Genomic DNA, 12,656 nt, shown 5'->3' with positions numbered 1-12,656 from the left:
TAAAGGTTAAAGAGGATGAGCTGCGAGCAATGTGTATTGAGTCAAAGTAAGGCGCCTTTGGCGCGATTATCTAGCTCACGGCTCATAGCTCACCGCTGAAGGGAGCCGCAGGCTCCGCCCTCATACCTGATTCCAATAACAATGTAGTTTTTACGGAGGAAAATCGCCAATTTCGGAACAATTTGCTTTATCTTTTTTTACATTTTAGCCAATGGGTCACATTTTTTTCATTTCACCGTCTTCACCAGGCAGCTTGGATAAGCTGAGCCAATGGACATTCCGTTGGCTGCTGGAGCACGATGAACTGTCCGAAGATGCTACCCTTTACACCTGCAATACCATCGAAGATGCCACGAACCTTCTGGAATCGGCTCTGATTATTGGCGAATCCCCGGCCCTCATCGTGTTGGACCATGCCGACCGCCCCAAGGCCGAAAACCTGATTTTCAGCAAGAAACTTCACGACGGCATCCCCGAATCCTGGATTGTGGAACTGGTCCCCGACTCCATGCCCCTCCCCGACAAGGATTGCGAAGAAAACGGTTTCTACTGGATCCGCAAGCCGGTCAGCGAAGAAGAATGGCACAAGACACTGGAGTTAGTCCTGGTCCGTAACGGATCCCCCCAATGGGCCAGTAACAATTAGATTTTTTCATCCGACTTAAAAAGTCAGACCTTAAAGAAAATGATGGAAGTAAAAGTAAAAGGCGTAAGCTACTTTGGCGTGCGCTCCCCTAAGCATGTTCTTGCCGACATGGCCGACATCAAGGCCGCAGGATTCAACGCAGTACTCCACACCTGGAGTGAAGAAGACCAGCAGTATTATTACGGCACCATGAAGAAAATCGTAGACAGTTCCGCCAACCTCGGACTGAAAGTCTACGTGAACCCCTGGGGAATCGGCCGCGTGTTTGGCGGAGAAGCCTATTCGGAATTGACCGCCCGCGACCACAGTATGTGCCAGGTTGCTCTAGACGGGAAACCCAAGGTTGCAGCCTGTCCCAGCAATCCCAAGTTCAGCGAATACATGCACAAGTGGATTGAAACCGTTTGCAACACCGCCGTAGACACCATCTTCTGGGATGAGCCCCACTTCTACTTCGAAAAGGGCGGTCTCAGCAACTGGAGTTGCCGCTGCCCCGTCTGCTGCGCCAAGTTCCGCCAACGTTTCGGCTACGATATGCCCGCCGCCCCCTTTGATGAAATGCAGCAGGATCAAGCCCGAGACGTCCTTCAGTTCCGCGAAGACAGCCTTATTGACTTCCTGAAGGAAATGACAGAAGACGTTCACGCCCGCGGCAAGCGCAACTGCGTCTGCATGCTGCCCCCCTGGTTCCCTGCAGGCCTTGATGACTGGAGCAAGGTGGCCCGACTGGAATCCGTAGACGAAGTGGCCAGCGACCCTTACTGGGAAAAGGGAGCTACCGAGGAATGGGTCCGCGAAAAATACGCCGAAACCGCCCGCAAGTTGACCGACGTCGCCAAGCAATTCGGCAAAGACGTGCAGATGTGGATCAAGGCCTATCAAATCGAAGCAGGCCGTGAAAACGACCTCGCCATCGCCGTCGAAGAAAGCCGCAAGGCCGCCATCGACAACATCTTCGCCTGGAGCTATCGCGGAACAGAAACCCTAAGCTGGCTGAAATCCGACAATCCGGATGCCGTAGCCAAAGCATTCCGCACCGCATTGAAATAACCTCTCAAGCCCCACCACATAAAATTGAACCTAAACAAAAAAGCCCTCGTTTATCACGGGGGCTTTTTGATTCAGTCTGAAAGTACGCTCTCCTTACCTGACGAAGTGCCAAGTTATCGGAGGTTACCATCCCGACGAATTACTTGGCACGTTCCAAATAAGAACCGTCGCGGGTATCCACGCGGATCTTGGTATTGTTTTCGATGAACAGCGGAATCATGACCTTAGCGCCAGTTTCAACGGTGCATTCACGGAGAACGTTACCGCTGGTGTTGCCCTGGACAGCCGGAGGAGCGTCGATGATCATGAGGTCAACGAAGGTCGGCGGAATAACTTCGACGGGGATGGTAGCCAGAGACTTCGGGTCCTTCCACCAGGTCACTTCAACAGTAGCACCGTCGAGGAGCCAAATTTCGCAGCCGCCCATGCTTTCCTTATGGATTTCCATGGTTTCCTGAGTGTCGTTGTCCAGGAAGAACCAGGTTTCGCCATCATTGTAGAGATAAGTCATTTCGGTGAAGGTCACATCTGCTTCTTCAACAGTGTCACCGCTCTTCCAGGTACGTTCGAGAGTACGGCCGTTAACCAGGTTCTTGATACGAACGCGGTTGAAAGCCTGGCCCTTACCCGGCTTCACGAACTGGTTTTCAATGATTTCGTACGGCTGATCGTCGACGATGATTTTGAGCTTCTTGCGGAATTCGTTGGTGCTTACAGTACCCATATTATCCTCTTTTTGTGTTTTATGTTTCTAAATTTAGTAATATAATGGAACACCCCGCTTTTGTATTCACACAAATTTCTGACTTTTTGGACTATTTAGGCCCGGATTTTGCGACTTTGATTGCAAATACGCCCTATCTGGCCAACTTGGACCACGCCCCCTCGTTCCCTTTCTGCTGTTCCAGGCATTACGCAGACCTGATCAAGAACGCCAAGGAACCGGCGGCCCTATTGCGGGAAGTGCTCCCCACGAAAGAAGAATATGCCGACATTCCCGGCTTCGTCATGGACCCAGTCGGCGACTTGGACGCAGGCAAGAGCGAATGCGTCATCCAGAAATACGACCGCAGAGCCCTTATCGTAACGACCGCCACTTGTGGTGTCCGCTGCAGGTTCTGCTTCCGCAGGAACTACCCCTTCCAAAGTTCTCCGAATATTGCAGCCGAGGTCGGCTCCTGGCTGGACACACACACCGATATCTGGGAAGTGATTTTGTCTGGAGGCGACCCGCTGACTTTATCGCCCGCAAAATTGCAGAGCCTCATTGAAGCCATTAGCGACCATGGTTCCGTGACCACACTTCGCATCCACAGCCGTCTGCCCGTAATGCGCCCCGACCTGGTGCAGCAGCACTTCGAATTCCTGCGAGACCTCCCCGCCCGATTTGACTGCGTGCTGGTAAGCCATGTGGACCATCCCGACGAACTGGACGAAAGCAGCATGGAAATTTTCGGTCAGCTGAGATACAGCGGTTGGACGCTGCTGAACCAGAGCGTTCTGCTGAAGGGCGTAAACGACAACGCGGACACCCTGACCAAGCTTTCACGTAAGCTCTTTGAGCAGGGAGTCCTCCCCTACTACCTGCACCAGCTGGACCACGCCAAGGGTGTTGCCCACTACGAAGTCAGCGACGAAAAGGCAAAGGCCCTTATCGAAGAAATCCGCACCAAGCTTCCCGGCTATCTGGTGCCTCGCCTGGTGCGCGAAATCGCCGGCGAAAAAAGCAAGACGCCGGTGTAACTCAAAGCTACTCCTTAATGCAACGGACGGGAATACCGAAGCCACGTTCCTTATCAGTAATGGAATAAGAGCTGCCCCACTGGGTAATGTTGCTAAACAAGAAGGTATAGTTGCCAACAAGGCCGTTATACTTGTCGCTTAACCACATGTGGAATCGGTGGGTATAGTCCGCGTAAACGCCGGTCTCATAGAAACGTCCGTTGTCGTAGCCACGAAGGCCGCCCGGCAGCATAGTAAGTCCGGTAGCATTGTTTCCTTCAAATGCGTTTTCGTTGGGCAGATCCCACAGATCCGTCTTTGCCATGAAAATTTCTACACCGGCTTCTTGATTCTTCATGTACTCAATAAGTTTGTTTACATCACTTTGGCTAGGTACACGGTAACCTTCGGGGCAGATGGGGTCGTCTGTAGCAATGGCGTTGCCGCCATAGTAACGACCATACTCGTTGCAATCGCCGAATTCGTCTAGTTCATCGTTAAAGCACCAGGAACTACCGACGGTAGCCTCATAGCGCAGGTTTTCGGCCATCCACAGCTGATCGCCCACATAGACAGTCTTGTAATAATGGCTATCACGTTCGTCAAAGATGCAGCCGTATTCCACATCCGGATTCAGGTATTCCCAGTTGCTGTTGTAGCCATAGTCGTTACAGCCTTCGGCTACTTCGAGAACCGGCGTGGCATTGCCAGATGACGAGGACGGAACTGTGTTGGGAGAGAGTTCGCCCTTTACGCAACGGACATAGGCGCCAGTGTATTTATGACCGTTATCTTTATAAAAATAGATGTGGTTGTCGTGAATGTACCAAAGCCAGGCATATTCGTAGAGGGATGATGATCCAGATACATCGTATTCTGTAGAACTTATAAAAGTCACCTCGGAGCCGACACTTCTGTAGAAACCTTTGTAATCGTAGGCTCCGCCGTACTGGTTCTGGAAATAGGTCAGGTATTCCGGATTTGCCTTGATGAATTCATTCAGTTGTTTCCATTCCTCATGGCTTGGCAAGTGTGAACCTTCGGGGCAAATTCCCTGGTGAGGTTCCTTAGTCTCACCGTACTTCTTTCTGTCGTAGGAAATGTCAATGTCCATGGCCATGGACCATGTATAAATGCGACCATATTTTTCGCAATTTTCCGGCTTGTCATTGTAGCAGGAACTTCCTTCCACATCTACATCGAGATTCCTAGTCATCCATTCCTGGTTGCCAATCTTCACAAATTCGCCTACTGCAGGCTGGCTGCTGCTGGAGACCTTTTCGATAGAGGAACTGGATCCATCAACTCCGGCACTGCCGTTCAGGACACTGGAGGAGGATACATCCTTAGAAGAGCTGGATTCCACGTTCTCGGAAGAGCTAGATGACTCCACCTTTTCCTCGGGCATGATTTCTCGATAGAGAGTCTTTTCAGCATCTTCCTTGCAAAGGCAGTCATCCAAAGTCCACTGGCGACCCTTAGCAATGAGCGGTTCCATGTCACCATCGGTACCCAGCTTATAGCTGCAACCATCCATCTCCGCCCAGATATGCATATACTTCTGTTCTGTAATGACCTCGACATCAAATCGATTCTTTGCAGAATTGTAGTTCGCTGAGGTACACCTTGCATAGAAAGCAAGCTGATAGCTCATGTATTCCGAAATGCTTTCGCAAACCTGCTTGCTAATGAATTCGTTTCCTGATAAGGTTTCTGCCCAGGTATCGTTTTCCGTCGTACCGAACTTTTCATAGCAACGCTGGGCAATTTCTTCTTCGCTCGGGCCGGAATCACTGGAAATTCCTGATTCCGCAGAAGAGCTGGAGTCGCCACCGCAAGCAACCAATGCCGACGTGGCAAAAGTCGCCAAGCAAGCAGTCATCAAACTTTTCCCAAAACCAAACTTCATAATAAAACCTCTAGATAAAGATTATGCAGAACTAGTTATCCTGAAGGCAGCGGACAGAATAGTACAGATTTTCGGAGACACTGCTCATCCCAACGCCACCCATGCTATGCAAGAAATAGACCATCACGTTATAGCCATCAGCATCAACGGAGGATGTCCAAAGATGGGAGTCATACTTGATTGTCGATCCGTAGACTCCAGTTGACGTAGCAAAACTAGCAGGCAATATTGAGAAATTGTACTCATCTATTCCAGCGTACTTTTCAAAGTTTTCCTGTAGAACCCAGTTGCTTCTAGATTTCAGCTTGATGCCAGCAACATTGGTTCCGCCCACATATTCAAAAAGAACCTTCCATTCATCAAGAGAAGGAAGATGCCAGCCTGTGGGGCACGCCGTCATGGCCTTGTCCCTTTGATACAGGCGACCGTAGACATCGCATTGTATATAATCGTCGGAATGGCATCGGGAGCTTCCTACAGGACCTGCATATTGCAGATTCTGGGCAAACCAGGTCTGATTGCCGATTTTTACAATCCTATACACATGGTTGTCACGAGGATCCTTGAAAAAAGCGGATTCTTCGCTCTTGACACTTGATGAAGATTCCTCTTTCTGTTCACTGGAAGAGGACACATCGTCCTTGACTTCCGGGTTGTCCTCCACATCCTGGGAGCTAGACAAAGGTTCATCTTTCTGGCTACTCGAAGAAGTATCTTCCTTTTGGCTGCTTGAAGAAGCATCATCCTTCATTTGGCTGGACGAGGACTTTTCCTCATCTTGACTTGACGAAGATCCACCCTCATCCTGGCTAGACGAAGAATCATCCTTGTCTACGCTTGATGAGGATTTTCCATTTTCAGAACTTGACGATTGTTCATCCTTCTGAACGCTGGAAGAAGATTCCTCGACAGAACCGATTTCATCGAGAGGGGACCATTTTCCAGAATAGCAGACATACTCTCTATTCTCGTTCTTGACAAAGATGATGGTTCCTTTTCGGTCGTCCTTGCATTTTCCCAGTTCATACACTGAGCCGACCTCGGTAACAGTTTCCTGATCCCCAGGCAAGTCCATTGTGGAATTTGAAGACGTGGAATCACCACAGGCGTAAAATACAGCGCCTGCAATAGAGATTAAACTAGCAATACCGAACTTATTCATTGCAATCATCCTTTAAAAACTTAATTCTATTAATCTATTATACAACGAATGGAGTAGCCTCTGTCTTTGTCGTTGTATTGGGCGTCGTGATAATCAAAGGTACTACTGCCGTACTCAAGGAACCAGTAGACAGCACCCGTGGCCTTTTTGCCCTCTGAAGCAGACCAGTAGTTGGCATAGTAACTGGCATCGTCAAAAACATACCGGCTGAATTGCCCATCCGGATCCCTATGAGAACCGTAGTAGGCTCCAGTGGGAATTGCAGAGAATCCATACGGATCTCGGGGCGTAATAAAGGGACTTTTCAAATCATGCCAGCCAAGCACGGACTTCAGCTGTCCGGAGCCATCATTAAAGTCAACCTTTCCACCCCCTTCCATCATAACCACGTACTCTCTAAGAATGCTAAACTCGCCTGTATTGGGAATATGCCAACCCGCGGGGCACAGCCCCTGATGCGGAATCTTGATAACACCCGCTGCCGATGCGGAATTGGAATTGTACTTGGGATCAAGGTTCATGGCTGCAGCCCAGGTATAGAACCTGCCGCCCACTTCACAATTTTCTTCAACATCCTCATAGCACCAGGTGCTTTTCTGCAAATTAGCATTGTTCTTGTCATAGTAATTCAGGTTTTCCGCCATCCAAGTCTGGGTTCCAATCTTTACGGTCTTGTAAGTCTTTCCGTCGCGAGAATCCTTCAATGTCCCGTAGCTCTTGCTGGGATTGAAATAGTTACTCTTTGGGTAGTCGTAAACTCTAGCCAACCTCCAGTTTCCGTCGCCGGGGCAATACCAATCCAGATTTCCATTAGTGGTACCCTCGTGCACAATGGTTCCCTTGTTCTTAACGGCACATGCGAAACCTAGGCGTTTTTCGGTGGAAGTAGGCTTACGCCACTTGCCATCGGCACAAACGTATTCCTGACCTAAATTCTTACTATAGGGATTCTTGATTTTAACCTTTTCGCCGTCCCTATTTTCAGAGCAGACGCCAATGTCATACACAATGCCCGCAAACTGGTAGATATACTTTTCGAAGTTCGGAACGCGGGGGCCCACTTCAAGCAATTTTTCGCGGATTTTACTAAAGGACCTAGTGGTATCCATAGCCCAGTCTGCCACAGCGATTCTTGCTGCAGAATCGTTCCATACGCCATCATCTTCAAAATCGGTGGTCAAGGAAGCGAGTCGGCTAGAAAAATCAGCATCGCTTAAATCACCCTGCAGAAGAATCGATGCAGCAAGTAGCTTGGCATCATCTTCGGTACTGCCGAAAATATTCAAGTCTTCAAATGCATGGTTATTGACAGTCCAGTGGAAGGAGTTCATCACTTCCTTTTCTGCTGCGGACTTTGCTGCAGGCACATTCTTGTACTTGCCGCTTTCAGCAAACAGGTTTACAATTCGCTTATGAGTCAGATGACCCAGGATGTTCACATTGGCGGATTTGCGTTCATTCAAGTCTACCATAGACTTCAAGGTAAGCTGGCCCGTAGAAGTCTTGCCTGTATTCTCGTTGTAGTAGAAACCGCTGACCTGCATCAACGCATATTGACTCCTCAAGGTCACCTTAGAGGAAGTATATTCACCCTGATCGGTAGTCACTTCCCATTCAAAGGAAGTTCCCGTAAGATCCAGCACTTCGTCCAATTCAGACAGTTTCACAACGGAACCTGCCGTAAAGGGACCCTTCTGGGCAACACCGGTAAAGGTCTGCTTAGAAACAGCCACATCGGCCACGACCTCGTTCTGCCCGCGGACACTGGAACTGGACTCAACCACACTGCTGGAGTTTACCACAGAACTGCTGGACGAGCCCGGAGTTTCAGAAGCTTCATCCTTCGAAGAGGAGGATACTTCCTTGGAGTCGGAGGATTTGTCTACAGACGTATTTTCATCCTTGGATGCAGAAGACAAGTCGTCCTTGGAATCGGAAGACTTATCCGTCGAGGAAACGTCGTTCTTTGAATCAGAGGATTCATCTTTGGACGTAGAAGAATCATCCTTGGAGTTGGAGGATATGTCCTTGGAATCGGAGGATTCCGGAGTTCCAAGATTTTTCCAGTTGTTTCCATCACACAGATAATCCGAATCGTTTTCTTCAACAAAGATGATTTCACCTTTTCTTTCTGAAGAACACTTTCCCAAGTCGTAGATAGTCTCAACCGAGGTCTCGGAAGTTACCTTGTCACCAGAGTTCGATCCAGTGGAAGAATCTTCTCCGCATGCGCCCAGGAAAAGGGAGGTGCAAACGGAGGCTGCAAGGACGGACAACTTAATTTTATTCATACCAGCATCCCGCTAAAAATTTTTACTTCAGGCGAAACAACGCCCATATCAACATTTATTACAAATGTAGGTTATTCCCTTTTTATCCTCAACACACAACAAGTCTAAAACAGCCAAATAAACAGCACTGTGACCGGGAACACACTTTTTCAAAGAAACAAAATGTTTTATATGATTCACAATGAATCATATGAGTTTGAAAGCCCATAATAGTTTGAATTCGGCTCCATTTCGGCGAGCTAAGATTGCACAAAAAATTTATATTCTAAATGAAAAAAAGCAAATGAGGTGTGTGAATGAAAAAACTGTTTTCCTTAAGTGCAGCAGCCCTATTATTCGTTGCCTGTGGAGATGATTCCTCTACAGGGTCTAATACCGAAAACAAGGTTTCCTACGCCACCGAGGTGGAATCCATCTATGATCTAGGCAAATGCACCTCTGATAGAGAAGGTGATGTTGTTTACGTAGAGGACGAAGATTCCGATTACCAGTGCGTCAACGACGATTGGAAGAACATCGGCAAGTCCGAATCTTCTTCTTCAAAAACCGGAGACAAGGAAGACGGAAAATCTTCTGCAAATGACAAGTCTTCCTCATCGGCAAAAGACGGATCCTCCAGTTCCCAAAAGGACAACTCTTCAACTGAAAATCCTGAAAGTTCAAACGGATCCTCCCCTGACAAGACCGAATCCTCTGACTCCAAAAATCCCGGTTCCAACGACACCGACGATTCTAGCTCCAGCAGCATTCAGGAATCCAGTTCTAGCATCGTACCCTCTGATAAGGTCGTAGAAAACGTTGCCATCACCAAGATGACATTCACTGGTGTTGCCGAAAAGGGCCCATACAAGTCGGGCACGACAATCAAGCTGTCCGAACTTGACGACGAAATGGACCCGACTGGCACCACATTCGACTGGGAAGTTACATCCGATCTCGGCGCCTACACCTCGACTAAGGTAACCCTCAAGAGCCAGTACGCCCTGCTCCTGGCAAACGGCTACTATTACAACGAAAATACGGCTAAAACGACAGCCAACCAGGTGAGTCTAAAATCCTTGATCGACTTGAACGGACGTACTTCGGCAAACATCAACATCCTCGGCCATCTCGCCTACAAGAGAGCCGTAAATCTCTTTGTCGAGAGTGGAAAGTTCAAGAACATTCCCGCAGCCAAGTCCCAGGCAGAAAAGGAAGTCCTTGCAGCCTTCGGCTGGCCGACCAACAATCACGCCTTTGAAGACCTTTCCATTTTCGGAACCTCTGAAGACGACGCAAAGCTTCTGGCCGCATCGATCCTGCTCCAGGAAGGCTTGAGCGACGTAGACATGACCAGCCGCCTGACCGTTCTTGCTACAGACTTTGAAGAAGACGGTCTGTGGAGCGATTCTGCCGCCAAGGTAAAGGCAGCCGACTGGGCCATGGACACCACAAGAAAATTCTCCAAAACAAGGACTCAGCTTGAAGAACTTGGAGGATCCGTTCCCAACTTTGAAAAGTACATCAGCCTCTTTGTTGGCAATGTATACGGCATCGGCGTTTGCAACGGTGAACGCGACGGCGAAAAAATCAAGATGACAAATGCCTACAGCGACAACCTGGGCAAATTCTACGCTTGCGACGACACCAAGTGGCGCTACCCCACCGCCAACGAAAATAGACTCGGCAAAACCTGTTCAGCCTCCAAAAAAGGAACTTTCGCATCCCTCTTTGATGCGTATGACCGTGAAACGGAATACGTCTGCGATGGAGGCAACGGCAACTGGCGAGTTTCAACCGTTTACGACCACCCGAAGGAATACTACTTGAATCCGGACTACAAGTACGGAACCCTCAAGGATTCCCGCGATGGCAAGACCTATAAGACTACTGAAATCGGTTTGCAGACATGGATGGCCGAAAACCTGAACTACTACGACAAGAACAATTCAAACCTTGTCGACAACAGCTGGTGCTACAAGAACGTAGAAGCCAACTGCAACGTAGGCGGTCGTCTTTATAGCTGGACTGCAGCAATGAATTTAGATCCTAAGTATGCAAAGACCATCGCCGACTTCCTGGTCGAAAGCCCCCACAAGGGTATCTGCCCCGATGGATGGCATGTTCCCACCAACGCCGAATGGCTCCAAGTGAGAAATTATATTTCAAAAATGGAAGGTGGTTCTACAGGAACATACACCGGAATCATGAAGTCCTCCAAGGGATGGTATCCGTACTCAACTAGCTCCAAGCCCTCCGCGGATTCCTACGGATTCTCGGCCATTGCAACAGGCGCTTATTACGGAAGATACGCTGATCCTAGCGAAAGCTATAGTAGATACGCTTTTGACGACGCAAAGTATTTCGCCAACTTCTGGAGTGCAACAGAAGCAACAAAGTACACCGGCGCAGTTTATTGGTACCTCGACTACAGAGAAAACGCAATTCGTAGTTACGAAGCATCGTACAATGAAAAGGATCGCGGATTCGCACTTCGTTGCGTCAAGGACTAATTAAAAACAGGTGCCTATCATGCGCATTGTAGGACTAACTCTAGCAGCTTCTGTCGGAAGCATGCTTCTTCTATCCTGTGGAGATTCAACCTCCACATCGTCCTCGGATAACGAAAACTCCAAAAACGATCGAGTAGAAACCATCTACAATCTGGGAAAATGCGTTTCCGATAGAAAGGGCGAAGTCATTTTTGTGGAAAAAGAAGACGCCTACTACGAATGCGATGGAACAAGCTGGATTTCCGACAAGGACGACTCCGAATCCGGCAAATCTTCTACAGTCCAAAGTTCCTCGTCAAAGGATGAAGAAAAGGAAGAATCCAGTTCCAGCGAAGACGCCAAGTCCAGCTCTAGCAGCGAAGCCGCATCCGAATCCGACGAAAAGCATTCGTCAAGCAACGATGTCGATGCAGGTTCATGCTCCAGTTCAGAGCCGCAGTCGTCCTCCAGTAACGACAGTTCCAAAGAAGACAGCTCTAGTGAAGCATTGTCCAGCTCCAGCCAGAACCCGACCCCGGTAATGTCCCTAGGCACCTACGACTGCGACAAATACGTCTGTGCTCCAACAGAACACTTGAATCAGGATCTTTTGGCAAAGGGCGAATACGGAGAAGTTTTGGACATTCGCAACAAGCATGTGTACAACACCATAAAAATCGGCGAACAGACTTGGATGGCCCAGAACCTGGACTTTATATATAAGATCTACCAGAATGGCAAACGCGTTATCTATGAAAACGAGTGCTATTATGACAACGATAATTGCACCGAAAAGGGCAGATACTATACTTGGGCAGCAGCAGCAGATTCCGCCGCAGTCTATTCTACAGACATGAAAGGGGTGGGCTATGGATATGCCTTAAATTTCGATGTTTACAAGTCGTGGTACATACAACAAAATCCAACAGGCATCTGCCCAGATGGCTGGCATTTGGCTACAAAACGAAACTACGAAGATCTTTTTGAATATGTCGGCGGAGCGGAAACCGCAGGATTATACCTAAAATCGGCTAGCGGTTGGATGGACAGAGATTATTATGGAGATTATACAGATTACGGTGGCGAAAACACTTATGGATTGTCGATGCTGCAAGAATGCGTATGGACATCTACAATAGGAAACACTTACCCCAGCAAAAATGCCATCTGTATGTGCATCCTTAACAATCACGAAGCTGTTTTTAGCGATATCAGCAAGTATAACCTCGCCCCTATTCGCTGCATGATGAATTCTCCAAAAGAAGAAGACGATTAAGCAAAAGGCTCCTGAAAAGGAGCCTTTTTCATACGTCAAACCAGTTTTCAATTTTCAAAGGAAAAAATCCCGAGATTGATTTTACCTTACCAAATTTCCTTTTCCTTGTAATAGACACGAAAAAAACGT

At 48.4% G+C, this 12,656-nt stretch carries 9 protein-coding genes; 5 read left to right on the top strand and 4 right to left on the bottom strand.

Translation table 11 applies throughout. The annotated features are described in order from the left end of the window. Positions 1 to 211 precede the first annotated feature (211 nt). Both BUB94_RS05970 and BUB94_RS05965 read left to right on the top strand, forming a co-directional pair. Positions 212 to 646 carry a hypothetical protein gene (locus tag BUB94_RS05970; RefSeq protein WP_073161364.1) on the top strand — a complete coding sequence of 145 codons (435 nt, stop codon included), beginning with the start codon at positions 212 to 214 and terminating at the stop codon, positions 644 to 646. 39 nt (positions 647 to 685) lie between these two features. Next, a complete protein-coding gene (locus tag BUB94_RS05965) occupies positions 686 to 1,696 on the top strand; it encodes a hypothetical protein (RefSeq protein ID WP_254793684.1) in 1,011 nt (336 codons plus the stop codon). Positions 1,697 to 1,835: 139 nt separating this feature from the next. On the opposite strand, the gene efp is transcribed toward BUB94_RS05965, so the two are convergent. Next, positions 1,836 to 2,420 carry an elongation factor P gene (gene efp, locus BUB94_RS05960; protein WP_073235076.1) on the bottom strand — a complete coding sequence of 195 codons (585 nt, stop codon included), beginning with the start codon at positions 2,418 to 2,420 and terminating at the stop codon, positions 1,836 to 1,838. 44 nt (positions 2,421 to 2,464) lie between these two features. On the opposite strand from efp, the gene BUB94_RS05955 reads away from it, so the two are divergent. Further along, the gene (locus tag BUB94_RS05955) at positions 2,465 to 3,439 is read left to right on the top strand and encodes a KamA family radical SAM protein (protein WP_073235074.1); all 975 of its coding nucleotides are present in this window, start codon (positions 2,465 to 2,467) and stop codon (positions 3,437 to 3,439) included. Positions 3,440 to 3,446: 7 nt separating this feature from the next. Here the strand turns inward: BUB94_RS05955 and BUB94_RS05950 are convergent, their stop codons facing one another. Genes BUB94_RS05950 through BUB94_RS05940 form a run of 3 tightly spaced genes read right to left on the bottom strand, consistent with a single transcriptional unit; the run spans position 3,447 to position 8,780 of the window. After that, a complete protein-coding gene (locus tag BUB94_RS05950; RefSeq protein WP_083538137.1) occupies positions 3,447 to 5,327 on the bottom strand; it encodes an FISUMP domain-containing protein in 1,881 nt (626 codons plus the stop codon). Positions 5,328 to 5,358: 31 nt separating this feature from the next. Then, positions 5,359 to 6,498, bottom strand: coding sequence for a fibrobacter succinogenes major paralogous domain-containing protein (locus BUB94_RS05945; RefSeq protein WP_073235068.1), 1,140 nt, complete (start codon positions 6,496 to 6,498; stop codon positions 5,359 to 5,361). A gap of 20 nt (positions 6,499 to 6,518) precedes the next feature. Beyond that, the gene (locus tag BUB94_RS05940; RefSeq protein WP_073235065.1) at positions 6,519 to 8,780 is read right to left on the bottom strand and encodes an FISUMP domain-containing protein; all 2,262 of its coding nucleotides are present in this window, start codon (positions 8,778 to 8,780) and stop codon (positions 6,519 to 6,521) included. Between the two features lie 296 nt (positions 8,781 to 9,076). Here BUB94_RS05940 and BUB94_RS05935 point away from each other — a divergent pair, with 296 nt between their 5' ends. Then, positions 9,077 to 11,272: an FISUMP domain-containing protein gene (locus tag BUB94_RS05935; protein WP_073235062.1), complete on the top strand. Its 2,196-nt coding sequence runs from the start codon at positions 9,077 to 9,079 to the stop codon at positions 11,270 to 11,272. Between the two features lie 61 nt (positions 11,273 to 11,333). Further along, positions 11,334 to 12,527 carry an FISUMP domain-containing protein gene (locus BUB94_RS05930; RefSeq protein ID WP_175549683.1) on the top strand — a complete coding sequence of 398 codons (1,194 nt, stop codon included), beginning with the start codon at positions 11,334 to 11,336 and terminating at the stop codon, positions 12,525 to 12,527. Positions 12,528 to 12,656: the final 129 nt, after the last annotated feature.

The sequence above is a fragment of the Fibrobacter sp. UWH9 genome (genome assembly GCF_900129715.1).
Classification (GTDB): domain Bacteria; phylum Fibrobacterota; class Fibrobacteria; order Fibrobacterales; family Fibrobacteraceae; genus Fibrobacter.
The sequence above is the reverse complement of the archived record's forward strand: the minus strand, read 5'-3'. Positions and strand labels throughout refer to the sequence as shown.

Excerpts from the sequence above, each read along its gene's own strand:
- BUB94_RS05970 (WP_073161364.1), top strand. The coding sequence starts at position 212 with ATGGGTCACATTTTTTTCATTTCACCGTCTTCACCAGGCAGCTTGGAT.
- BUB94_RS05965 (WP_254793684.1), top strand. The coding sequence starts at position 686 with ATGATGGAAGTAAAAGTAAAAGGCGTAAGCTACTTTGGCGTGCGCTCC.
- efp (WP_073235076.1), bottom strand. The coding sequence starts at position 2,420 with ATGGGTACTGTAAGCACCAACGAATTCCGCAAGAAGCTCAAAATCATC.
- BUB94_RS05955 (WP_073235074.1), top strand. The coding sequence starts at position 2,465 with ATGGAACACCCCGCTTTTGTATTCACACAAATTTCTGACTTTTTGGAC.
- BUB94_RS05950 (WP_083538137.1), bottom strand. The coding sequence starts at position 5,327 with ATGAAGTTTGGTTTTGGGAAAAGTTTGATGACTGCTTGCTTGGCGACT.
- BUB94_RS05945 (WP_073235068.1), bottom strand. The coding sequence starts at position 6,498 with ATGATTGCAATGAATAAGTTCGGTATTGCTAGTTTAATCTCTATTGCA.
- BUB94_RS05940 (WP_073235065.1), bottom strand. The coding sequence starts at position 8,780 with ATGAATAAAATTAAGTTGTCCGTCCTTGCAGCCTCCGTTTGCACCTCC.
- BUB94_RS05935 (WP_073235062.1), top strand. The coding sequence starts at position 9,077 with ATGAAAAAACTGTTTTCCTTAAGTGCAGCAGCCCTATTATTCGTTGCC.
- BUB94_RS05930 (WP_175549683.1), top strand. The coding sequence starts at position 11,334 with ATGCTTCTTCTATCCTGTGGAGATTCAACCTCCACATCGTCCTCGGAT.